This is a genomic window from Herbiconiux oxytropis (assembly GCF_024979315.1).
In the GTDB taxonomy this organism is placed as follows: Bacteria; Actinomycetota; Actinomycetes; order Actinomycetales; family Microbacteriaceae; genus Herbiconiux; species Herbiconiux oxytropis.
In genome coordinates this window covers 452,220-470,467 of sequence record NZ_JANLCK010000003.1, presented here as the reverse complement: position 1 = coordinate 470,467, position 18,248 = coordinate 452,220, and the positions used below count along the sequence as shown (strand labels likewise).

The 18,248-nt window shown below is 70.2% G+C and carries 20 protein-coding genes and 1 tRNA gene; 11 read left to right on the top strand and 10 right to left on the bottom strand.

The window, feature by feature from the left end; genetic code table 11:
• Positions 1 to 53: 53 nt before the first annotated feature.
• From N1028_RS08040 to N1028_RS08025, 4 genes are all read right to left on the bottom strand, one after another.
• Positions 54 to 1,058: a hypothetical protein gene (locus N1028_RS08040; protein WP_259526431.1), complete on the bottom strand. Its 1,005-nt coding sequence runs from the start codon at positions 1,056 to 1,058 to the stop codon at positions 54 to 56.
• A gap of 388 nt (positions 1,059 to 1,446) precedes the next feature.
• Positions 1,447 to 1,518: transfer RNA gene (locus N1028_RS08035), tRNA-Gln, on the bottom strand.
• Between the two features lie 102 nt (positions 1,519 to 1,620).
• A complete protein-coding gene (locus N1028_RS08030) occupies positions 1,621 to 2,160 on the bottom strand; it encodes an SRPBCC domain-containing protein (protein WP_259526429.1) in 540 nt (179 codons plus the stop codon).
• A 108-nt stretch (positions 2,161 to 2,268) separates the two neighbouring features.
• Entirely contained in the window at positions 2,269 to 2,787 is a 519-nt protein-coding gene (locus tag N1028_RS08025) for an Lrp/AsnC family transcriptional regulator (RefSeq protein WP_259526428.1), read from the bottom strand.
• Positions 2,788 to 2,798: 11 nt separating this feature from the next.
• Here N1028_RS08025 and N1028_RS08020 point away from each other — a divergent pair, with 11 nt between their 5' ends.
• Entirely contained in the window at positions 2,799 to 3,296 is a 498-nt protein-coding gene (locus tag N1028_RS08020; protein WP_259526427.1) for a DUF2000 domain-containing protein, read from the top strand.
• Between the two features lie 7 nt (positions 3,297 to 3,303).
• Here the strand turns inward: N1028_RS08020 and N1028_RS08015 are convergent, their stop codons facing one another.
• Positions 3,304 to 3,957: a DedA family protein gene (locus tag N1028_RS08015; RefSeq protein ID WP_259526426.1), complete on the bottom strand. Its 654-nt coding sequence runs from the start codon at positions 3,955 to 3,957 to the stop codon at positions 3,304 to 3,306.
• 61 nt (positions 3,958 to 4,018) lie between these two features.
• On the opposite strand from N1028_RS08015, the gene N1028_RS08010 reads away from it, so the two are divergent.
• Positions 4,019 to 4,246 (top strand): PLDc N-terminal domain-containing protein, encoded by a 228-nt coding sequence (locus tag N1028_RS08010; protein WP_259526425.1) that lies wholly within the window; start codon positions 4,019 to 4,021, stop codon positions 4,244 to 4,246.
• Here N1028_RS08010 and N1028_RS08005 read toward each other — a convergent pair.
• A complete protein-coding gene (locus N1028_RS08005) occupies positions 4,243 to 4,815 on the bottom strand; it encodes a GrpB family protein (protein ID WP_259526424.1) in 573 nt (190 codons plus the stop codon). The two genes, N1028_RS08010 and N1028_RS08005, sit on opposite strands and share 4 nt — an antisense overlap.
• 76 nt (positions 4,816 to 4,891) lie before the next feature.
• Here N1028_RS08005 and N1028_RS08000 point away from each other — a divergent pair, with 76 nt between their 5' ends.
• Positions 4,892 to 5,503 (top strand): hypothetical protein, encoded by a 612-nt coding sequence (locus tag N1028_RS08000; protein ID WP_259526423.1) that lies wholly within the window; start codon positions 4,892 to 4,894, stop codon positions 5,501 to 5,503.
• Between the two features lie 48 nt (positions 5,504 to 5,551).
• Here the strand turns inward: N1028_RS08000 and N1028_RS07995 are convergent, their stop codons facing one another.
• Positions 5,552 to 6,520: an NAD(P)/FAD-dependent oxidoreductase gene (locus N1028_RS07995; RefSeq protein WP_259526422.1), complete on the bottom strand. Its 969-nt coding sequence runs from the start codon at positions 6,518 to 6,520 to the stop codon at positions 5,552 to 5,554.
• On the bottom strand, positions 6,517 to 8,043 hold the full coding sequence (gene gltX, locus N1028_RS07990; protein WP_259526421.1) for a glutamate--tRNA ligase: 1,527 nt from the start codon (positions 8,041 to 8,043) through the stop codon (positions 6,517 to 6,519). The genes N1028_RS07995 and gltX overlap by 4 nt, the downstream gene beginning before the upstream one ends.
• Before the next feature lie 38 nt (positions 8,044 to 8,081).
• On the opposite strand from gltX, the gene N1028_RS07985 reads away from it, so the two are divergent.
• Together N1028_RS07985 and N1028_RS07980 are read left to right on the top strand one after the other, a co-directional pair.
• On the top strand, positions 8,082 to 8,909 hold the full coding sequence (locus tag N1028_RS07985) for a DUF1206 domain-containing protein (RefSeq protein ID WP_259526420.1): 828 nt from the start codon (positions 8,082 to 8,084) through the stop codon (positions 8,907 to 8,909).
• Positions 8,906 to 9,280 carry a DUF1801 domain-containing protein gene (locus tag N1028_RS07980; RefSeq protein WP_259526419.1) on the top strand — a complete coding sequence of 125 codons (375 nt, stop codon included), beginning with the start codon at positions 8,906 to 8,908 and terminating at the stop codon, positions 9,278 to 9,280. Before N1028_RS07985 ends, N1028_RS07980 begins: the two co-directional genes overlap by 4 nt.
• A gap of 18 nt (positions 9,281 to 9,298) precedes the next feature.
• Here the strand turns inward: N1028_RS07980 and N1028_RS07975 are convergent, their stop codons facing one another.
• Together N1028_RS07975 and N1028_RS07970 are read right to left on the bottom strand one after the other, a co-directional pair.
• Positions 9,299 to 10,876 carry a transporter gene (locus N1028_RS07975; protein WP_259526418.1) on the bottom strand — a complete coding sequence of 526 codons (1,578 nt, stop codon included), beginning with the start codon at positions 10,874 to 10,876 and terminating at the stop codon, positions 9,299 to 9,301.
• Positions 10,858 to 11,700 (bottom strand): ABC transporter ATP-binding protein, encoded by an 843-nt coding sequence (locus N1028_RS07970; RefSeq protein WP_375163442.1) that lies wholly within the window; start codon positions 11,698 to 11,700, stop codon positions 10,858 to 10,860. The genes N1028_RS07975 and N1028_RS07970 overlap by 19 nt, the downstream gene beginning before the upstream one ends.
• 142 nt (positions 11,701 to 11,842) lie before the next feature.
• On the opposite strand from N1028_RS07970, the gene N1028_RS07965 reads away from it, so the two are divergent.
• The 6 genes from N1028_RS07965 to N1028_RS07940 all read left to right on the top strand — a co-directional run bounded on the left by N1028_RS07965 (position 11,843) and on the right by N1028_RS07940 (position 18,215).
• Positions 11,843 to 12,268 carry a hypothetical protein gene (locus N1028_RS07965; protein ID WP_259526417.1) on the top strand — a complete coding sequence of 142 codons (426 nt, stop codon included), beginning with the start codon at positions 11,843 to 11,845 and terminating at the stop codon, positions 12,266 to 12,268.
• A 136-nt stretch (positions 12,269 to 12,404) separates the two neighbouring features.
• Positions 12,405 to 13,073 carry a GntR family transcriptional regulator gene (locus N1028_RS07960; RefSeq protein WP_259526416.1) on the top strand — a complete coding sequence of 223 codons (669 nt, stop codon included), beginning with the start codon at positions 12,405 to 12,407 and terminating at the stop codon, positions 13,071 to 13,073.
• Positions 13,074 to 13,170: 97 nt separating this feature from the next.
• Positions 13,171 to 14,562: an MFS transporter gene (locus tag N1028_RS07955; protein ID WP_259526415.1), complete on the top strand. Its 1,392-nt coding sequence runs from the start codon at positions 13,171 to 13,173 to the stop codon at positions 14,560 to 14,562.
• On the top strand, positions 14,559 to 15,494 hold the full coding sequence (locus N1028_RS07950; RefSeq protein ID WP_259526414.1) for a dihydrodipicolinate synthase family protein: 936 nt from the start codon (positions 14,559 to 14,561) through the stop codon (positions 15,492 to 15,494). The genes N1028_RS07955 and N1028_RS07950 overlap by 4 nt, the downstream gene beginning before the upstream one ends.
• Positions 15,491 to 16,639 (top strand): mandelate racemase/muconate lactonizing enzyme family protein, encoded by a 1,149-nt coding sequence (locus N1028_RS07945; RefSeq protein ID WP_259526413.1) that lies wholly within the window; start codon positions 15,491 to 15,493, stop codon positions 16,637 to 16,639. Before N1028_RS07950 ends, N1028_RS07945 begins: the two co-directional genes overlap by 4 nt.
• A 70-nt stretch (positions 16,640 to 16,709) precedes the next feature.
• Positions 16,710 to 18,215 carry an aldehyde dehydrogenase family protein gene (locus N1028_RS07940; protein ID WP_259526412.1) on the top strand — a complete coding sequence of 502 codons (1,506 nt, stop codon included), beginning with the start codon at positions 16,710 to 16,712 and terminating at the stop codon, positions 18,213 to 18,215.
• Positions 18,216 to 18,248 lie beyond the last annotated feature (33 nt).

Sequence of the window (18,248 nt, the reverse complement as noted above, 5' to 3'; positions counted from 1 at the left end):
TGAAGCGGCAAGCCGCAGCAGGTGGTTATCGGCACGCTATGCGTGACAACCTGTCAGCTGACAACCAAGGCGTCACAGAGGGCTGTGGCCTGCTCGATGGCAATTCGGGCGTCCCGCTCGGACACAACTACTCGCTGCCCGAGTTTCAGTGACGAAGTTGGGACAGATCGCAGGTACTTGGCGTCTACACGACCGTCTGCATGGACATGCGCGTGGCGGGCTGCCCAAAGTCGATGTAGTGCCGCCCAGTCGACTTCGGGTAACGAGCGTGGATCGACGCCCAAATGGTCGGCAAAAACTTGCGCGAGGTCGTCCAGGCGCTGGAACACGTTGCCCCGCCCCCGCACGATCGTGTCGGCACCCTGTGCCCGACTGGCGAACTCCGCTGATGCGAGCGCTTCCACGATTCCGACGACCCGACCAAGAGTGTCGACTGCAATGCGATCGAAGACACCCTGCTCGCGAAGTACTGCTCTTTGGGCATCCGGGATGTCGCTGAGAGCGGTTAGTTTCGCGGTCTCCGCGGCCAGGGCATCGCGAGCAATCTCAGCTGCATCAAGTGCTCCACTTACCGGACAGAAGCGGTGCTCGCCGAAGATCGCGTAGCGCACACCGCAAGCGGTGCAGGTCCGTTCTCGGACGAGCCTCTCCTCATTGATGCCAGGCAGGGGTTGCGGATAGAACGGCTTCGACCGGTATGAGACCTTGACGAAATGATTGTTCCTGGTTGAACGCGCCATCGAACGGAAGCTCTTGTCGAGCATGTCGGACACGAGTTGCATGGCCGCGTCCTGGGCAACCTGCAAAGCCCGGTCCCGTTGCTGAGCCGTCATGAACTCGCTGTGCTCTTCGTCGTGCCCGCAGTAGGGGCAGATCAGCACAAGGTCATCTGGAAGCGCGTCGTAATCCTCGCCGTTCATCCGGAACACCTGATGGCAGGCGGGGCACTCACGGCCAAAAAAGCCGTGCTCGTCGTATGGGATAGACACACTGAATTTCTCATTGCCCAATGCGTCGCGACCCTCATAGCTGGCACCGTCTGCCGTCCTATAGCTCATGGACGCATTCTCCCTCCTCGCTCAGACACTAGGAGGAGCGGCACGCTGGGGCGGATGTACGAGTAGCTCGGCTTTCCGCTAACGCCCGCAAGCCGGTCGAGAAACGAGCGGCGGTTGGTGTCGTTTACTGCACCGGCCCCGCCGTTACTGGGATGCCCGTTTACCCCGCCCGCATTCTTTGCCCGCACGGGTGCCCTGAACGGGCGGGATGTTGCGTCTCGCAACCCAAGCGTTTTGAAACGTCTCACCACGATCGACTAGAAAGCCTCATTTGCGACACGATCCAACTGAGAGTCTCTCCCCGAAATAGATCGAGCGTTTACCTAGACCACGTCGCTACAGCCTGCTGCTGGAAATGCAAATGGCCCGGAAATCCGGGCCTTGCTCGCTGGGGTACCTGGACTCGAACCAAGAACAACTGAACCAGAATCAGCCGTGTTGCCAATTACACCATACCCCACCGTCTCAACCACTGGCCGAGCCGACTGTTTACTTTAGCGCATCCGCCGCGCCGATTCCAAAACGGCGGCACCGTGTGTGTGGACTGCAGGAGAACACCTGATCAGGAGAACATCGCTCGGTAGTGCTCGCTCTGGCCGGGGTGGTAGTGCTCGAAGCGGACCGCCTCCACATCTGCACCGCGGAGGACCGCGGCGAGGCGGTCGAGGTAGTACTCCCAGCCCGGGGCGATGTCGCCGACGCCGGAGGGGTCGGTCAGGAGCTGGGCGAAGGTGAGGGTGGTGCCCACGGGGCCGGTGCCCGCGTCGTGCGCGGCGAGGTCGATTTCGAGGCGCCAGGGGTCGGCTGCGCCGTCGCCGACACCGAGCTGCAGCGCCAGGCGCTCCCGAGGCGCGCAGTCGGTGATCGTGACGGGCTCCTCCGGCACGTCCTCACCCTCGGCCGTCATGCGGAACACGACGGTGCCCGCCAGCGGATCACCGCTCAACGTGCCGATCCAGCGCTCGAGCAGGGCCGGCTCCGTGAGGGCCGCCCAGACCTCGGCGGGAGTGGCGGCGAAGTCACGATTGAAGACGAGTGCCGTGTCGAGGCCACGGGTCTCACGACGACCCGTGGGAGGCAGGGTGGGGGTGGCATCCGTCATGTTGCTCCTCTGGTGGTGGGTGGGTGGGTGCTTGCGTCGTCGCAGCGGTGCCCATCGTCGCATCCGGAGCGCAACGCGACCAGGGAATCCGGCACCGCGCGCCGCACCTCAGACCGGGCGGATGCGCGGGTTCCGAAGGTGCTCGTAGACCACGGAGGTGCGCACGTCGGCCACCTCCGGCCGCTCGGTCAGGCGGTCGATGACGAAGGCGTAGAGGCTCTCGTTGTCGGGCACTGCGACGTGGATGAGGAAGTCCTCCGTGCCGCTCGTCACGAAGACGCCGAGGGTGTCGGGCAGCGCGCTCACCCAGTTGCGGAACCCCTCGATGTTGCGGCGCGACGGCGGGCGGATGCGCACGGCGATCATCGCCTGCACCGGGCGCCCGATGGCAGCCAGGTCGAGATCCAGCGCGGCACCGCGGATGACTCCCCGCTCACGGAGGCCCCGCGTGCGGTCGAGAGCTGTGGTCGGTGAAACGCCGACCGCCGCGGCGATGTCGCGGTTGGTGCGGCGCGCATCCGCCTGCAGTTCGCGCACGATGGCCGTATCTAGTTCGTCGAGCACGCCGCTCACCTCCCGTTCCCGGATTAAGTACGGATCGATTGTAGACCGATCGAACTCCTGCATAGCATCACGGTGTGAATTCGAACACCGCATCAGCAGCATCCGTTCCCGCTTACTCCCCCGACGAGATCGTCACGGGCGAGTCGACCCGCGCCTCCCGCCTCAAGTGGGTGATCGTGGTCGACAGCGACCTCCCGGCCGGTCGCGCCGCCAACGCCGTCGCGTGCGTGGCGGCGGCGACCGGATCGGTCGTGGCCGGGCTGCAGGGTCCGGATGCGGTCGACGCCGACGGGGTCGCGCATCCGGGGCTCGCCTGGGCCGGGTGCACCGTGCTGGGCGCCTCGGCCGAACGGCTCGCGAACACCCGGGCCAAGGTGGTGCAGTCGATCGCGGAGGATTCCGGCGTGTGGCTGGCCGACATGCCGCTCGCTGGACAGACGACGCGCGTCTACGACGAGTACCTGAGCGAACTCGCAATGACCCCCGGAGCCGGGCTCGAGTGCCTCGCGCTCAGCATCGTGGGGCCGCGCGCCACAGTGGACTCCCTCGTGAAGAAGCTGCGACTGCTGTAGCCAGACCTCAGGCCGAGGTCACCTTCTCGCGGCGGGCCCGAGCACGCTGCCGCAGGAAGGCGATGAGCGCCGATCCGACCGTGAGCACGACGATGCCGATGAGCACCCACTCCATGTACTGCTGCACGACCTCGGCGACCTCGGGGATGGAGCCGAGGGCGTAGCCGACACCGATCAGCGCCGCCGACCAGATGGCGGCCCCGAGGGCGTTGAAGCCCACGAAGTGCGAGTACTTCATGCGGCCGACGCCGGCGGCCACCGGAGCGAAGGTGCGCACGACGCCGACGAAGCGGGCGATCGTGACGGCCCAGCCGCCGAAGCGGTCGAAGAAGGCCTGGGTGCGGTCGACGTTCTTGCGGCTGAAGAAACCGGAATCGCGGCGCTCGAAGATGGCCGGGCCCGCCCGGCGGCCGATGACGAAGCCGAGTTGGTCGCCGAGGAAGGCGGCGGCGAAGACGGCCAGGATGACCACGGCGAGCGGGAGCGGGATGGCGCCCGTGTAGGTGAGCAGCCCGGTGAAGAACAGGAGCGTGTCACCCGGGAGGAAGAAGCCGATGAGCAGGCCCGTCTCGGCGAAGATGATGACGCACACGATGGCGAGACCCCAGAGGCCTGCGCCTTCGACGGTGTCCTGCAGGTTGAAGAGGTCGGCCGGTGCCATAGTGCGACCCTAGCGGGCGCGGGGTGCCCCCGATGGCCCCTGATCGGGGCATGATGGGGTGATGTTCGCCTCATTCGAGCCCTGGCACGTCGTCCTCCTGCTGATCTGGCTCGCCGCCGTCGTGCTGTTCATCGCGGCACTGGTCAGCATCGTCCGCGCCCCGCGGGCGTCGACCGGCGAGCGCGTGACCTGGGTGCTGGTCGTGCTGATCCTGCCGCTCCTGGGCTCGATCGTCTGGTTCGCCGTCGGCCGCCGCTACGCCACGGCCGGAGATCCGCCCCGGGCCTAGCCTGCCTGCCGGGCTCGTGCGCGCACCTTGATCTGCCGGATGACGGCGGTCTTGGCCTCCGCGTAGGCGTTCGTGTCGTCCCAGCGGCGCTCGAGGAGCGCGCGCTTCGTGTTCTCGTAGAGGGCGCGGTCGGCGGCATCCGCACGCAGCTGATCGCGGAGGAGCAGGTAGTCGGCCACCGCCGGGTGCTCGTGCTCGTAGAGGTGCACGTGCACGTCGCGCGCCGGGGTGCGCACGAGCCGGTGACCGGGCTCCCGCACCCTCAGCTCGTAGCCGGCGGCGATCAGCTGGCCGAGGTAGTCCTCCTCGGCCGTGATGTCGGGCACCGTGACCACGATGTCGACGATGGGCTTGGCCGCCAGTCCCGGCACCGCGGTCGAGCCGATGTGCTCGATGCCGAACTCCTCGCCCAGGTCGGCGAGGGCCTCCCTGATGCGCTGCCGGTGCTCGACGTAGGCCTCGGCCCAGCGCTCGTCGGCGTCGTGCAGCGAGACCTCGAGTGCTTCGATGCCGCCGACCATCTCGGTCTGCGTGACATCCGGTCGGCGGGGCCTGCTGTTCTCGTTCACTCCCCTATTCTCGCAACCGGTCGCCACGGCGGGTCGTGACCCCCTGGTCGCCTGGCCCGGATGCCAGACTGGAGGCATGCAGGCAGGGCCCCGACACCTCACTCCGGACGAGTTCTGGAATCGGGTGGATGAGACGGATGAGCGCCTGCGAGCGTCGTTCGAGCCCGCCGGCGCCTTCGGGCTCGTGGAGTGGCCGGGGTTCGCGATGGTGACCGATTGGGACTACTCGGGGCACACGCGCGTGCTGTCGTTCGCACACGAGCTGCCGCCGAAGGACTCTCCGGAGGAGCGCGACCCCGACCGGGCCCCTCCTGTGGGCACCGGCCGGGGTGAGGACGCCTTCGAGGTGCACGTGCACTGGCGCGAGGGCGACAGCCGCTCGGTGGTGGAACGGCTCCGGCGTCGCGCGGAGCGGGTGGACGGCGGATCGCAGTACCGCGTTCTCTCTCCCGCCGAAGGCCTCCCCGACTCGATCGTGCCGCTCGCGCTCGGCGGCCTCGAGCACCCGTTCGAGCTGTGGGAGCGCGGCGACCGCTGGTGGGCCGCCACCACCGTCGGCGGGCGCACGCTCGCGGTCGAGGCCCGCGGCGTCTCGCCCGACGCCATCGCGCTCGACCGCGTCACCGACGTGGAGCCTTTCCTCCAGGGCCGCCGTGCCTGGCTCCGCCGCGTGCGCTCCGACTCCTGACCCTCCGCCGCCCGTCCGCCCGAACCGGCGGCGGTTGGGTGGGGCCGGCTAGAGGGGTCCGAGGAGGTGGCGGTTGACGGCGGCGGCCGTGCGGGCTCCGGCACCGGCCGCCACGATGAGCTGCTGGGGGCCGGGGGCCGTGAGGTCGCCGATCGCGTAGACGCCGGGCACCGAGGTGGCGCCGCGATCGGCCACGAGGATGTGTCCGTCGGGGTCGCGGTCGAGCCCCAGGGAGGCGGCGAAGTCGAGCGGCACCGACCAGTGGGGGCGCACGAAGCCACCCGTGCGCGGCACGAGGGTGCCGTCGTCGAGCTGCACGCCCGTGAGGCCCGAGCGATCGCCCACCACGTCGGCGATGGGGCGGCGCTCCACCGCGATGCCGCGCCGTGCGAGCGCGGCCTCCTCCTCGGCGGTGACCGCCGCGGAGCCGTTGGTGAACACGATCAGGTCGTCGGTGACCTGGGAGACGAGCAGTGCGCGCTCGGCGAGATCGTCGGTGTCGCCGATGAGCGCCAGCGCGCCGTCGCTCTTCTCGAAGCCGTCGCACTCGATGCAGCTGTGCAGGCTCGTGCCGTAGTAGGCGCGCATGCTCGGCAGCGCGGGCAGCGTCTCGGCGAGGCCCGAGGCCAGGATGACGACGGATGCGGTGACGTCGCGATCCGCCGACCCGCGCACACCGCGCGAGGTGACGGAGAAGACGACCTCCTCGCCCTCGACCCGGGTGACCGCGGAGACGAGGCCCTGGTGGAACTCGGCGTCGGGGTAGCCCGCGAACTCCTCGCGCCCGAGCGAGCGAAGCTCGAGCGGCGAGACGCCGTCTCGAGTGACGAAACCATGGGAGACGAGGGTGGCGGAGTGGCGGGGGCGGTTGCTGTCGAGGATGAGCACCCGACGGCGCGCCCGCACGAGGTTGAGCCCGGCGGAGAGTCCCGCGGGCCCTCCGCCGATGATCACGACGTCGTAGTGCCCGCCGACCGGTCCGGCCGGAGCGGCAGGCGCGCCCGCCGCCGTGCTCACAGCGCCTTCACCAGCGCGTCGAGCCGTGCGACGGTCTCGGCCTTGCCGAGGATCTCCATCGACTCGAACAGCGGCGGCGAGATCCGCCGGCCCGAGAGGGCCACGCGGAGCGGTCCGTAGGCCACGCGGGGCTTCAGCCCCAGGCCCTCGATGAGGGCCGACTGCAGTGCCGCCTGGATGGACTCGGCGTTCCACGACGGCTCGGGCACGAGCTCGAGCCCGCCGATGGCGGCCACGAGCACGAGACCGGCGTTCTCGGGGAGCGAGGCGAGGGCATCCGGAGCGTAGGTGAGCGAGGAGGCCGCCACGAAGAACGACGCCAGGAGCTCCGGCGCCTCGCCGAGCAGCGCCATGCGCGTCTGCACGAGCGGCGCGACGGCCGCCAGCGTGGCCGACTCGGCCGCAGACAGCGGCGTGCTCACGACACCGGCGGCCTCGAGGTAGGGCACGAGCCGCTCCGCGAAGTCCTCCACGGCCAGCATCCGGATGTGGTCGCCATCGATCGACTCGGCCTTCTTGAGGTCGAAGCGGGCCGGGTTCGGCAGCACGTCCTCCACGTCGAACGCCGCCACCATCTCGTCGAGCGTGAAGACGTCGCGATCGGCCGCGAGCGACCAGCCGAGCAGCGCCAGGTAGTTCACGAGACCCTCGGGGATGAAGCCGCGGTCGCGGTGGTGGAAGAGATTCGACTCCGGGTCGCGCTTCGAGAGCTTCTTGTTGCCCTCGCCCATCACGTAGGGCAGGTGCCCGAAGCGCGGCACGAACGTGGTCACACCGATGTCGATGAGCGCGTGGTAGAGCGCGATCTGCCGCGGGGTCGACGACAGCAGGTCTTCTCCGCGCAGCACGTGGGTGATGCCCATGAGCGCATCGTCGACCGGGTTGACCAGGGTGTAGAGCGGATGCCCATTGGGCCGCACGATCACGAAGTCGGTGAACGAGCCTGCCGGGAAGGTGATCTCGCCGCGCACCAGGTCGTCGAACGAGAGGTCGGTGTCCGGCACGCGCAGCCGGAGCGCCGGCTGCCGGCCCTCGGCACGGAAGGCCTCCTTCTGCTCGTCGGTCAGAGTGCGGTCGAAGTTGTCGTAGCCGAGCTGCTTCGCGCGCCCCGCCGCCTCGTTGCGCGCGTCGATCTCCTCGGCATTGGAGAAGCTCTCGTAGACGTGCCCCGACTCGAGCAGGCGCTCGACGATGCCGCGGTAGATGTCGAAGCGCTCCGACTGGCGGTAGGGGGCGTGGGGGCCGCCCACGTTGATCCCCTCGTCCCAGTCGAGGCCGAGCCAGGTGAGCGCCTCGATGATGAGCTCGTAGCTCTCCTCCGAGTCGCGGTTCGCATCCGTGTCCTCGATGCGGAACACGAGCTTGCCGCCGGTGTGCCGCGCGTAGGCCCAGTTGAACAGCGCGGTGCGCACGAGGCCCACGTGGGGCGTTCCTGTGGGACTCGGGCAGAAGCGGACGCGCACGTCGGCTCCCGTGGCGGTGGAGAACGGATGCGGGGCGAGGTGCGAAGAAGGTGCGCTCATGTCGCCCCGATTCTATCGGGGCGTGACACGGTAGTGAGATGACTCAGACCGCCAAGGGCGCCGTGCGCGACGCCAGCACCAGCCGCGTGTTCCGCACCGTCGCCCGCTCGGGCTTCGCCGTGAACGGACTCCTGCACATCCTCATCGGCGGCATCGCCATCGGTGTGGCCTTCAGCGGCGGGGGCACAGGCGGATCGGGCGGGGAGGCCGACCAGTCGGGCGCCCTCCGCCAGATCTCCTCGTCGCCCGGCGGCCTGATCGTGCTGTGGATCGCCGTGGTGGGCCTGTTCGCGCTCGGCCTCTGGCAGCTCGTGCAGGTGGTGCTGCTGCAGGATCAGGATGCCAAGAAGAAGTGGGGCAAGCGCGCTTCGGAGCTCGGCAAGGGCGTGGTGTACTTCGCCATCGGCGGCACCGCGCTGACCTTCGCCCTCGGTGGCGGATCGTCGTCGAGCGACAGCTCGCAGAGCATGAGCGCCCAGCTGCTCGCCACTCCGGGCGGGGTGTTCCTGCTCGTGGCGATCGGCCTCGCGGTGTTCGGGGCCGGTGTCGGTTTCGTGGTGATCGGCATCCGCCGCACGTTCCGCAAGAACATCCGGGTGCCCGCGGGATCCGCCGGGCGAGGGGTCGTGATCCTCGGAGTGGTCGGCTACGTCGCCAAGGGCATCGCCCTCGCGGTGGTGGGGGTGCTCTTCGTGGTGGCGGCCGTGAACTCCAACGCCTCGCAGGCCTCGGGGCTCGACGGAGCGCTCAAGTCCCTGGCCGACCTGCCGTTCGGCATCGCCATCCTCGTCGCGGTCGGCGTGGGCCTGATCGCGTACGGCGTGTTCCTGATCGCCCGCGCGCGCCTCGCGAAACTCGACAAGTGAGCGACGTCGACGACTACGTGGCGGCGCTGGATCCGGGGCCGCGGGAGACCGTCGAGGCGCTCCGTGCGCTCATCCTCGCCGCCGACCCCGCCATCCGCGAGGGCATCAAGTGGAACGCACCGAGCTTCGCGGTGCGGGACTGGTTCGCCACGCTGAACCTCCGCCCGGCCGCGCCCGTGCGCGTGGTGCTGCACACGGGCGCGAAGGCCGTGCCTGGGCATCCGGATCTCGCGGTGGACGACCCCGAGGGCCTGCTGGCCTGGCAGGGCAAGGACCGCGCGCTCGTGGCGTTCGCCGACGCCGCCGATGTGGAGGCGAAACGCGCGGCCTTCACGAGCATCCTGGAGCAGTGGGTGCCCCAGCTGCCCTGAGCGCCCCGGGCTCGAGCCCTAGGCGCTGCGCATCCGCTTGAGCCGCGCGAGCAGATCAGGCCCGCGCCGGTCGAGCTGGGCGGCACCCATCCGCAGCCCGATCACGAACGCGATCGCGCCGACCACCAGGCCCGCCGCGAGTGTCAGCCAGCCGTAGAGCACCGAGTCGAACACGACGCTCAGGATGGCGAGCACGATCGCGGGCAGGCACAGCGCCATGGTGACGCCCCAAGTGGCGAAGCCGGAGAGCATGGTCGAGAACCCGGCCCCCGGCGCCGACTTGAACGGGTTGTCGCCCGCCTGCGGCACGGGGATGACGATGCGCGACGACGAGACGGCCGAGACGCCGAGACCGGTGAGGTACACCGCGACCGCGAGCCCGAGCAGCATGGGCAGACTCGCCCACGAGTCGGTGATCGCCACGGGGATGAAGGTGCCGAGCAGGATCACGGGCACGGCGATGACCGAGAGGGCCCAGAGGCGTCCGAGGCGATCGTCGATGCCCCGCACGCCGTCGGCCAGGTGCGTGGCGAAGGCCGTTCCGTCGTAGGAGATGTCGGTGTAGAGCGCGAGAGCGAGCACGAAGGCGATGAGCGGGCCGGTGAGGTTGAGCAGCACGAGCGAGCCCATGTTGCCCGAGTAGATGGCGAGGAAGACGGGCACGAGCGGCACGATGATCAACTGGCGGGCGTAGCGGGGGTCGCGCCGCCAGTAGGTGAGGCAGCGGGCGGCGATCGCACCGGCCGGGGTGGCCGGGAGGATGCCGAACAGGCCCGTCTTGCCCTTCGCCACGCGCTTGGCCGAGGAGGCCGGCGGGGTCACGAGGGCTACCGCGAGGCTGCGGCGCCAGATCAGCACGAGCACCGCCACCGTGGCGAGTGAGATGCCGAGCTTCGCGGCGGCGGGGCCCCAGTCGCCGATGGCGACATCGGCGGCCACCGACCAGGGTGCTCCGAGCGGCGACCAGCTGAGTGCCCGCGCGAGCTGCGGCAGCGCATCCGCCGAGGTGGCGACGCCCTGCGAGACCCAGGTGATGATGGGCCCGAGCAGGATGAGCGGGATGAAGATCAGGATGCCGCCGAGCTCCCGGAACCGGCGGTTGGACTGCAGGCTCGTCGAGAGCGCGGCGACCGTGCGCGATCCGATCACGCAGATGAGCACTCCGACCGCGCCGCCGATCACCGCGGCCACGGCGGCGAGCGGCTCGCGGAGCCAGGTGGCGAAGGTCGCGAGCACGGCGATCGAGGTGACGATGCCGGGCACGCCGAGGATGCCGGTGACGGTGAGGCCCACGAGCAGCTGCTTCATCGACAGCGGGAACACCACGAGCCGCGCGGGCTCGAGCGTCTGCTCCACGCCGAAGGCGATCAGCGGGACGAGGATCCAGCCCACGACGAGCACGGAACCGCCGAGGATGAGCGCGGTCGAGGCGAGCTCCACGGGCGCGAAGCCGAGCCCGATGAGCGCGGCCACGACGAGCCCCAGGATGCCGAGGCCGTAGATGGCGCCGATCACGACGGCGACGAGCTGCCAGGTGCTCCGCTTGAGCGAGTTGCGGAGGACGAGGAAGCGCAGCCTTACGAGCGTCGCAACCATTCCGGCCCCTCTGCGTGGGTGCGGCCGCCGACGAGGTCGACGAAGCGGTCCTCGAGCGTCGATCCGTCGCGCACCTCGTCGACCGTGCCTGCCACGAGGACCCTGCCGTTCGCGACCACCGCGACGTGGTCGCACATGCGCTGCACGAGATCCATCACGTGGCTCGAGACGATGACCGTGCCGCCGTTCTGCACGTAGCCGGTGAGGATGTCGCGGATGTTCGCCGCCGAGACCGGGTCGACCGACTCGAACGGCTCGTCGAGCACGAGCAGCCGCGGGGCGTGCACGAGGGCGCAGGCCAGGGCGATCTTCTTGGTCATGCCGGCCGAGTAGTCCACCACGAGCGTGCCGGCGGCCGACTCGAGATCGAGCAGCTTCAGCAGGTCGGCCACGCGCTCGGCCACCTCGTCGCGGTCGAGGCCGAAGAGCAGCCCGTTGTAGGTCACGAGCTGCTCGCCGGTGAGGCGGTCGAAGAGCTTGACGCCGTCGGAGAGGTTGCCGATGAGGGCCTTGGCCTTGAGCGGTTCGGCCCAGAGGTCGACGCCGTGGATGAGGGACTGCCCGGCATCGGGGTGCAGCAGGCCCGTGGCCATCGAGAGCGTGGTGGTCTTGCCGGCGCCGTTCGGGCCGACCATGCCGTAGAACGAGCCGACCGGCACCGTGAGACTGAGGTCGTCGACGGCCACCTTGTCGCCGAAGCGCTTGCTCAAGCGATTGAGCTGCATGGCGGGGTGATCGCTCGGAGCGTGCGCCGCCGGTGCGGGGACCGCAGGAGCCGGGGCCGGGGCCGGGGCGGAGGCCGAGGGGGGCGTGGGGTCAGACATGGCTCCACTCTGTCGGCATCGACGGGTGTCGACAACGTCACCCGCCGTGATCGCGGAAATCCCCGTGAGCGCCGAACCGGTAGAGTTGAGCGACAGACGCGCCCACCGGTTCGCCGGGCGCCGTGATGAAGGAGCACTCGAGATGTCCACGGTCCACGCGCCCGCACCCACCTCGCACGACGATCACGGCTCCGTGGCGTCGATCGGTCCCGAGCACACCGGCAAGCCGTTCCCCAAGAAGCTCGCCGGCGCCGTGTTCGTGCTGTTCTGGCTCGCGGCCCTCGCGCTCTGGATCATCGCGCCGCACATCGCCGACCCGAGGTGGGGCGCCTTCGTGATCGACACCGGCATCCTGCTCGCCTCGGTGGGCTTCGCGGCCCCCGGCATCACCCGCATCAAGAGCTTCGGTGTGACCCTCGGCTTCGCCGCGATCGCCTGGGGGCTGTTCGCGCTCGGCGACTTCGGCGACATCGTCGTGCTGAGCTACTTCCTGCGCATGTTCGTGCCGCTGCTGGCGCTGCTCGGCTCGCTCTACGGCCTCATCGGCAAGCTCAAGGTCTGGTACTGATCACTCCTTCCTGACAGAGGGGCGTCGCCTTCGGGCGGCGCCCCTCTCTCGTGCGCGCGGCGTGTTGCGGCGGGCCGTGATTTGCGCTTCCCGTGCTCTCATATACGATGTACGAGAGCCGATGGAGGAGATCGAGATGACAGTGACGTCGCCGCTGGGCCAGGTCGCCACGACCTCGCGCACCACCCACGTGCTCGAGATCGTGAAGAACGCCATCCTGAACGGGCAGCTCGCGCCCGGCCAGGCGCTCGTGGAATCCGAACTCGCCAGCCGTCTCGGCGTCTCGAAGACCCCGGTGCGTGAGGCGCTCAAGACGCTCGAGGGAACGGGGCTCGTGGTCATCCGCCCCTACACCGGCGCCACCGTGCGCGTGTTCAGCGACGACGACGCCGTGGCGATCTACGACATGCGGCTGCTGCTCGAACCCGAGGCGGTGCGGCGCAGCATCGCCGCCGGCGCCGACCTCGACGAGGCGGCCGGTGCGCTCGAGCGAGCCCGCGCTGCCGGTGACGGATCGGGCCGCAGCATCGCCAACCGCGAGTTCCACCGCGCCCTCTACCGCCACTCCGGCAACCCCCTGCTGCTGCAGACCCTCGACGGCCTGCGCGACCAGATCGCGCTGATCTCCGCCGGATCCTGGGCCCGCAGCGCCTCCTGGGAGCAGGAGGCCGGCGAGCACGACCGCATCCTGGCGGCAGCCAGGGACGGCGACGCCGAGGGCACCGCCCGGCTCGTGCGCGAGCACATCGGAGACTTCGCGCGGCGGCACATCATCGCGCCGCCCGCGAGAGAGGGAGGCGCCTAACCGAAACAAGACGGCTCGTTCACCGCCAAGATCCCGAGCCGCCCCGCCGTTCAACGCTCCGCGAGGAGCGGTCACCGTCGCTTACGAAGGAGCAACGATGCTTCACAATGATACAAAACCAGAACGATCGACCACCTCCCCCACCTCGGGAGCCCGCGGGCGCCGCTCGCAGATGCGCTGGACGATCGTGGGCTTCTCGGCCCTCGGCCTCACCATCGCCTACCTCGACCGCGCCGCGCTCGCGGTGGCGCTGCCGTTCATGTCGGAGGAGTTCGACATCGGTCCCGCCATCCAGGGCGTGCTGCTCTCCTCCTTCTTCTGGACCTATGCGCTGTTCCAGATCCCCTCGGGCTGGCTGCTCGACAGGTTCGGCCCGCGCGTGATCTACCCGATCGCGGTCGGCTGGTGGTCGATCTGGACCGCCCTCACCGCGCTCTCCACCGGTGTCGCCTCCACGATCGTGTTCCGCCTCGGACTCGGCATCGGCGAGGCTCCCGTGCAGCCCGCGAACGTGAAGGTGGTCTCGCGCTGGTTTCCCCGCCGCGAGCGCGCCTTCGCCTCGAGCCTGTTCGACATGGGCCAGCAGATCGGCACCGCCCTCTCCATCCCGGTCGTGACCGCCCTCGCCGTGTTCGCCGGCTGGCGCTTCGCCTTCCTCCTGATCGGCGCGGTCGGCGTGCTCTGGGTGATCGGCTGGCTCGCGGTCTACCGCGCCCCCGAGAAGCACAAGCGGGTGAACGCGGAAGAGCTCGAGTACATCAACTCCGACCAGGGCGAGATGGTGGCCGCTGCGGCGACCGCCGAGAAGAAGCCCTGGCGCCGGTTGCTGCGCAACAACCAGGTCTGGGCGCTCATGTTCGGCTACGTGTTCCGCTCGCTCGCCGGCGCCTTCTTCCTCACCTGGTACCCGAGCTACCTGCTGAACGACCGCGGCATGTCGAAGGAGGAGTTCGGCCTCGTCGGCGCGATCCCGGCCGTCATCGCCATCGGCTCCACCATTCTGGGTGGCATCGTCTCGGACCGGCTGCTCGCCTCCGGCAAGGTCTCCGCGGGTGCCGCTCGCAAGATCCCCATCATCGCCGGCCTGGTGCTGAGCGCGTGCATCGGCTTCAGCCCCTTCGTGGAGTCGAACCTGCTCGTCATGGTCGTGCTCACGGTCTCCAGCGCCGCGCACTCGTTCGCGGGCGCCGCCATCCTGAGTCTCCCGGCCGAGGTCGCCGAGTCGCGCGACACCGTCGGCTCGGTCGCCGGCTTCCAGAACTTCGGATCGCAGCTGGGCAACCTGATCAGCCCCATCGCGATCGGCCTGTTCCTCACCTTCAGCAACAACTCCTACGTGGGCCCGCTCGTGTTCGCCGCCCTCAGCTGCCTCATCAGCGCCTCGATCTACGCCTTCTGGGTGCGCATCAAGCCCGTGGTCGCCCTGGCCGACGTCGAGCCCACCCTTCCCGGCTCCGCACCGTCTCCCTCCGAAAGGAACCCGTCATGAACCGCGACTCCCTGATCGAGCGTCTCTCGACCGTGGTCGGCATCCCCGTGGTGCCCTACGACGAGACCGGGGCGATCGACCACCCGCTGCTCGCCGACCTCATCCGCCGGCTGGTCGCCTCGGGCGTCACCGCGCTCACGCCCAACGGCAACACGGGTGAGTTCTACGCCCTCTCGCCCGACGAACGGCGCGCGGTCCTCCGCACGGTGACGAATGCAGCGACGGAGGCGCCCGCCGGCTCCGCCGTGGTCATCGGTGGTGTGGGACTCGACCTCGAGACGGCGATCGCGGATGCGCGCTTCGCCCGGGATGCCGGCGCCGACGCCATCATGATCCACCAGCCGGTGCTGCCCTATCTCTCGCCCGAGGGCTGGGCCGACTACAACCTCGCCGTGGCGCGCGCCGTGCCCGAGATCGGTGTGGTGCCCTACCTCAGCACGCCGCTCGTGGGCGGCGCACAGATCGCTCGGCTGATCTCGGCTGCACCCAACGTGGTGGCGCTGAAGTACTCGGTGCCCGACCCCGTGGTGTTCGCCACCGTGCGCTCCGAGGTGGCGGCGGGCACCTCCTCCGAGGTGCTGTGGATCGCAGGGCTCGCCGAGTCCTACGCCCCCGCCTACTGGCAGGGCGGCGCGCGCGCCTTCACCTCCGGGCTCGTGAACGTGGTGCCCGAGGTCTCACTTCGCCTGCTGGAGGCCCTGCGGCGCGGCGACTCGGCGAGCGTCGACACGTTGTGGCGCGGCATCCGTCAATTCGAGCACCTCCGCGCACGCAACCGCTCGGCCGACAACGTGTCGGTGGTCAAGGAGGCGATGAACCAGCTCGGGCTCTGCCGGAGCTCGGTGCGCCCGCCGAGCGCTCCTCTCGACGAGGCGGCCCGCGCCGAGGTGCGCGAGTCGATCGCGGCCTGGGACGTGGCGGTGGCGGCGTGACGCGGATCGAGCGCCTCGACACCTACCTGCAGCGAGTGGGCGACCGACCGCGCGTGCTCGTGAAGATCACGACAGACGACGGCATCGCGGGCTGGGCCGAGGTGTACAACCACGGCCCCGACCTCGCCTTCCCGCCGCTGCTGGAGTACCTCTTCGAGCAGATCAAGGGGATCGATGCGCGTCGCACCTCCTTCGTCTCCCAGCTGCTGCTGCAGTCGTCGCGGTTCCCGCCGGGCGCCCTGGGGCTCGCGGCGCTGGCCGCGATCGACCACGCTCTCTGGGACATCGCGGGCAAAGCCGCGGGGCTGCCGGTCTACCAACTCCTCGGCGGAGCGGTGCGCGACCGCGTGCGAGTCTACGCGGGGCTCTACTCGGCTCCGGATGTGCCGGAGCTGCTCGAGCGCACGACCACGCTCCACGAGACCCACGGGTTCACCGCGTTCAAGCTGAGCCCGTATCGCAGCGATCTGCACCGGCACCGCTTCGGGGTGGTCGCGCGGGAGCTCGGCGAGTACTTCGGCGCGGTGCGCGACGCGCATCCGGATGACTGGGAGTTCGCGTTCGACGCCCACGCCTGCCTCTGGTCGCCGCAGCAGGCCGTGGCGCTCGGTGCAGCACTCGCGCCCTTCGATCCGCTGTTCCTCGAGGAGCCGATCCGGCCGGAGCACCTGCCCGCGTGGGCGCGCATCCGCTCGGAGCTCTCGGCGCTCTCGGTGCCGCTGGCCACCGGGGAGTCGCTCTACTCGCCGAACGAGTTCCTGGGGCTGCTCTCGGTGCAGGGGGCCGATATCATCCAGCCCGACATCTGCGTGGTCGGCGGGCTCACCCAGATGGTCAAGATCGCGCACCTCGCCGAGGCGCATTACGTGCCCGTGGCTCCGCACAACCCCCTTGGGCCGCTCGCCACGGCGGCGAACGTGCACTTCGCGGCCGCCACCACCAACTTCTCCATCCTGGAGTACAAGCCCGACCCCGTGGCCTGGTGCCACGATCCCTACGAGCCCGTCGACGGCCACCTCGAGCTGCGGCCGACCCGGCCGGGCTGGGGCATCACCATCGACGAGGAGGCGCTCGCGCACGACGACTGGGTGCACTGGGAGCGCCGGGTGCCCGTGCGACCGGACGGATCGACCGCCTGGATGTAGCGCTTTCGGCAGCCCCGCACAACGCCCGCGGCCCGCGACAGAGACCCGACCCGTGAGAGAGAAGAGAACGATGACCTCCGTGATCAGCACCGACCCCGCCACCGGCCTCGCCCGGCCGCTCGGCTTCGACGAGACGGATGCCGCCGGTCTGGCCGACGCCGTCGCCGCCGCCGAGCGGGCCGGTGAGCGCCTCGTCTCCCTCGGCCGGTTCGGCCGCGCCGCCCTGCTCGAGACGATCGCCGACGCCCTCGAGGCGCGCCGCGACGAGATCGTGGGCGCCGCCGACTCCGAGACGGCCCTCGGCCCCGTGCGACTGAACGGCGAGCTCACCCGCACGGCCTACCAGCTGCGCTTCTTCGCCGAGGTGCTGCGGGAGGGCTCGTACCTCGAGGCCGTGATCGATCATGCCGGCGACACCCCCATGGGCCCGCGTCCGGATCTCCGGCGGATGCTCGTGCCGATCGGGCCCGTCGCGGTCTACGCCGCCAGCAACTTCCCGCTCGCGTTCTCGGTGCCGGGCGGCGACACCGCGGCGGCCCTCGCGGCCGGATGCGGCGTGGTCGTGAAGGCGCACCCCGCGCATCCGGCCACCAGCGCGCTCGTCGGGTCGACCATCGCGGACGCCACGGAACCCCTCGTGGGGCGGGCCGTCTCCGTCGTCTTCGGCTACGAGGCGGGCATCGGGCTCGTCGAGGCTCCCGCCATCAGGGCCGCGAGCTTCACCGGTTCACCAGGCGGCGGTCGCGCCCTCGCCGAGCTCGCCGCTGCCCGGCCCGAGCCCATCCCGTTCTACGGCGAGCTCGGCAGCATCAACCCCGTGCTCGTCTCACCCGCCGCAGCCGCCGCGCGGGCCTCCTCGCTGGCCGCGGGCCTGGCGGGCTCGATCGCCCTGGGCGGCGGACAGTTCTGCACGAAGCCCGGTCTGGCCTTCGTGCCCGCCGGCCCGGACGGCGACGAGCTCGTCGCCGAGCTGGCGGCACAGCTCACGAGCGTGGTGCCGAAGCCCGCGCTCACGACGGGCATGGCGGCGGCCTACGCCTCCGGACTCGAGTCGCTCGGCGCCGTGTCGGGCGCGCGCGTGCTCTCGGGCCGCACAGACGCCCCCGCCCCGGGCACGACCGCTCCCTCCCTCGTCGAGTTCGAGGGCGACGACCTGCCGCCCCGCCTCGCCGAGGAGTGCTTCGGCCCCGTGGCCGTGGTCGCCCGCTACCGCGACGACGAGCACGCCGCGCGCCTCGTCGGCTCCGTGCCCGGGAGCCTCACCGCCTCGCTCTTCCTCGAACCGGGTGACTCCGGGGTGCCCGCGGCGCGCGCGGCGATCTCGGCGAGGGTCGGCCGCATCCTCTACGACCAGTACCCCACTGGCGTGGCGGTGGCCTGGGCGCAGAACCACGGCGGCCCCTGGCCCTCCACCGATTCGGTGCACACCTCGGTGGGCGCGACCTCGATCCGGCGCTACCTGCGTCCCGTCGCCTGGCAGAACGCTCCGGCCTCCGAGCTCCCGGCCGAGCTCCGCGACGGTCCCGTCGACCTGCCGCGCCGGGTCGACGGGGTGCTGGTGCTCCCCGGCTCCTGACCCGCAGACGGGAAACAGAGTTGTTCTGTGCGC

What these genes read in the sequence shown, in the direction of transcription:
- N1028_RS08040 (WP_259526431.1), bottom strand. Translation starts at nt 1,058, where the DNA reads ATGAGCTATAGGACGGCAGACGGTGCCAGCTATGAGGGTCGCGACGCA.
- N1028_RS08030 (WP_259526429.1), bottom strand. Translation starts at nt 2,160, where the DNA reads ATGACGGATGCCACCCCCACCCTGCCTCCCACGGGTCGTCGTGAGACC.
- N1028_RS08025 (WP_259526428.1), bottom strand. Translation starts at nt 2,787, where the DNA reads ATGCAGGAGTTCGATCGGTCTACAATCGATCCGTACTTAATCCGGGAA.
- N1028_RS08015 (WP_259526426.1), bottom strand. Translation starts at nt 3,957, where the DNA reads ATGGCACCGGCCGACCTCTTCAACCTGCAGGACACCGTCGAAGGCGCA.
- N1028_RS08010 (WP_259526425.1), top strand. Translation starts at nt 4,019, where the DNA reads ATGTTCGCCTCATTCGAGCCCTGGCACGTCGTCCTCCTGCTGATCTGG.
- N1028_RS08000 (WP_259526423.1), top strand. Translation starts at nt 4,892, where the DNA reads ATGCAGGCAGGGCCCCGACACCTCACTCCGGACGAGTTCTGGAATCGG.
- gltX (WP_259526421.1), bottom strand. Translation starts at nt 8,043, where the DNA reads ATGAGCGCACCTTCTTCGCACCTCGCCCCGCATCCGTTCTCCACCGCC.
- N1028_RS07985 (WP_259526420.1), top strand. Translation starts at nt 8,082, where the DNA reads ATGACTCAGACCGCCAAGGGCGCCGTGCGCGACGCCAGCACCAGCCGC.
- N1028_RS07975 (WP_259526418.1), bottom strand. Translation starts at nt 10,876, where the DNA reads ATGGTTGCGACGCTCGTAAGGCTGCGCTTCCTCGTCCTCCGCAACTCG.
- N1028_RS07970 (WP_375163442.1), bottom strand. Translation starts at nt 11,700, where the DNA reads ATGTCTGACCCCACGCCCCCCTCGGCCTCCGCCCCGGCCCCGGCCCCG.
- N1028_RS07965 (WP_259526417.1), top strand. Translation starts at nt 11,843, where the DNA reads ATGTCCACGGTCCACGCGCCCGCACCCACCTCGCACGACGATCACGGC.
- N1028_RS07960 (WP_259526416.1), top strand. Translation starts at nt 12,405, where the DNA reads ATGACAGTGACGTCGCCGCTGGGCCAGGTCGCCACGACCTCGCGCACC.
- N1028_RS07955 (WP_259526415.1), top strand. Translation starts at nt 13,171, where the DNA reads ATGCTTCACAATGATACAAAACCAGAACGATCGACCACCTCCCCCACC.
- N1028_RS07950 (WP_259526414.1), top strand. Translation starts at nt 14,559, where the DNA reads ATGAACCGCGACTCCCTGATCGAGCGTCTCTCGACCGTGGTCGGCATC.
- N1028_RS07940 (WP_259526412.1), top strand. Translation starts at nt 16,710, where the DNA reads ATGACCTCCGTGATCAGCACCGACCCCGCCACCGGCCTCGCCCGGCCG.